The sequence below is a fragment of the Tritonibacter sp. SIMBA_163 genome (assembly GCF_046535935.1).
Lineage (GTDB): Bacteria > Pseudomonadota > Alphaproteobacteria > Rhodobacterales > Rhodobacteraceae > Epibacterium > Epibacterium scottomollicae.
On record NZ_JAWJBP010000400.1, the window covers coordinates 1 to 275 of the forward strand.

Consider the following 275-nt stretch of genomic DNA (forward strand, 5'->3'; position numbering starts at 1 on the left):
GAGATTTTCGCGAAGACGAGTACCGCGACCCACCATCTGCCAGAACTTCGCCTTCGATCGAACAGGTTTGAAGAAAACGAGATTCACGACGTCGGGCACGTCAATTCCGGTATCGAGCATGTCCACCGAAATCGCGATGTGAGGTTCCTGGTCAGGCATCGAGAACTTGTCGATCAGGTCTTGGCTGAACGTCACCTGATGGGTGATCACGCGAGCAAACGAACCCTTGAACGTCGGATAGTTGGCGTCGAACCGTTCGGAGATAAAGTCTGCAT

1 protein-coding gene is annotated in these 275 nt (G+C 53.1%); it reads right to left on the reverse strand.

Annotated features, from left to right (window positions below; genetic code table 11):
- Nucleotides 1–275, reverse strand: a 275-nt coding sequence (locus tag R0J92_RS22885; protein ID WP_411053354.1) for a helicase-related protein, incomplete at both ends; no start/stop codon positions are given.